The sequence below is a fragment of the Bifidobacterium sp. UBA744 genome (assembly GCA_002298605.1).
Classification (GTDB): Bacteria; Actinomycetota; Actinomycetes; order Actinomycetales; family Bifidobacteriaceae; genus Bifidobacterium.
This window is the reverse complement of the sequence record DBKS01000048.1, coordinates 10,935-12,969: the sequence shown is the minus strand read 5'-3', so window position 1 is coordinate 12,969 and position 2,035 is coordinate 10,935. Positions and strand designations below refer to the sequence as shown.

Sequence of the window (2,035 nt, the reverse complement as noted above, 5' to 3'; positions counted from 1 at the left end):
GCCGCGAGCTCCCAGTCCTCCTGCGTCATTCCGAAAGGCCGCGAATCTTCGAACAGGCGGATCACCCGCTTCTCGCGCAGATACGTGCCGTGAGCCCGACGCGGATCCCCTCAGTGTTCTCTGAAAGTGGGGCACATAAATGGCGGAATCCCAACGATTTAGGGGCTCCGCTTCCCCATTGGATGGCATGCTGCCAACCGTCGCCACCAAGGTTTCGACGGCGATTTCGACGGGTTCGGCGGCCGGAAGACGCAGGTTGGGTACCGTCCGGCTGACCTATTTTCGATTCTTTCATGTTTTATCGGTGAATTTAGCTCGCCGTGCCACGGCAAGCCCCAATGTCAAACGTTTGACCTAGTGCCTGCTGGCAAAGAATCACAGCACAACGTGAAAGAATCGAAAATAGATTTCTTCGCAGCCGGATCCGCGGCATCGCGACGCGCGAACGACGCGACAACTCCGTTCCTCCTCCCGAAACTACGTCTCCAAACACAGGATTTTTTCAGAAAACCACATTGTCGTTCAAAGAAATGGGCGGTTTACTGTAATCGGCTTCAAAAGCCGGGGCCATGGCAAGGCCTCATAACTGAACCCTTTTTCTCTCTTCTCTCTCGGCCCGGAGGCCACGCCTCCGGGCTTCTCTTATTGCTTCCTCTATTGGCTTCCGGACTTCTTGCGCCCACGATGCCGCGCCCGATTCGACGACGCCCGGTGGTAGAAGTGGTGTCATATACCAGCACGCTAGTCGCACAAGGAGGCAAGCCATGATCAACGAGGAATACAAGGCGATGCTCGGAGGCAAATCCGTGATCCGTGAGCTCAGCGAATATGCCACCCGCCGCGGCGGCGACATCGGCTACGAGAACGTGTTCGACTACAGCCTCGGCAACCCGTCCGTTCCGACACCGCAGTCCTTCACCGACGCCATGGTCGACCTCTATGAGCATGGCGACCCGGTAGCCATTCACGGCTATTCGCCTTCACTGGGCATTCCCAGCGTCAAGGAGGCGATCGCCGAATCACTGAACCGGCGCTTCGGCATGAGCTACACCGCCAATCACATTTTCCCGACCACTGGCGCGGCCGGCGCGCTGGCGCACGCATACCGAGCGGTGACCAAGCCCGGCGACGAGATCATCACCTTCGCGCCCTACTTCCCCGAATACGGCCCGTACACCTCCGGCGCGGGACTGAAGCTCACGGTGGTTCCCGCCGACACCAGTGCATGGCAGATCGACTTTGATGCCTTCGAGGCCGCGCTCAACCCCAACGTGACGGCGGTGCTCATCAACACGCCGAACAATCCGTCCGGCGCGGTGTATTCGGCGGCCACGCTGCAGAAACTCGCCGATATGCTCACCGCCAAGCAGCGCGAATACGGCCATGACATCTTCCTGATCAGCGACGAACCGTACCGCGAGATCGTGTTCGACGGCGGCGAGCAGCCCTATCCGAGCCGTTTCTACGACAACACGCTCAGCTGCTACTCCTATTCGAAGTCGCTGAGCCTGCCCGGCGAGCGCATCGGCTATGTGGCGGTCAGCCCCAACGCCACCGATGCGGATCTGCTGGTGCCGATGATGGGCCAGATCAGCCGCGGAACCGGCCATAACTGCCCGCCGTCCAGCATTCAGCTTGGTGTGGCGAAGGTGCTGGGCCAAACCGCGGACCTTTCGGTATACGAGACGAATATGAACCTGCTGTATGACGCGCTGACCGGTCTGGGATTCGATGTGGTGCGCCCAGGCGGCACGTTCTACATATTCCCCAAGGCATTGGAGGACAACGCCACCGAGTTCTGTCTGAAGGCCAAGGAGTACGACCTGATTCTGGTGCCGTCGGAGAGTTTCGGCGTGAACGGCTACTTCCGCATGGCCTACTGCATCGACACGGAGAAGGTGAAGCGCTCGATCCCGCAGCTCGAGAAGTTCGTCCACGAGGTGTACGGGCGCTAGACGCACCCAGTCATTCAACCATGCCTAGCTACGTCTAGTCACGTCAGCTGGGCGTAGCTGCACCCAGTCGCGCCCAGCTC

Annotated in this window: 1 protein-coding gene; it reads left to right on the top strand. The window is 59.8% G+C overall.

Annotation, left to right across the window (positions count from 1 at the left end; all coding sequences use genetic code 11):
* The first annotated feature begins 764 nt into the window (after positions 1-764).
* Positions 765-1,955: a pyridoxal phosphate-dependent aminotransferase gene (locus B2994_RS05150; protein WP_291527303.1), complete on the top strand. Its 1,191-nt coding sequence runs from the start codon at positions 765-767 to the stop codon at positions 1,953-1,955.
* The last annotated feature ends 80 nt before the right edge of the window (positions 1,956-2,035 follow it).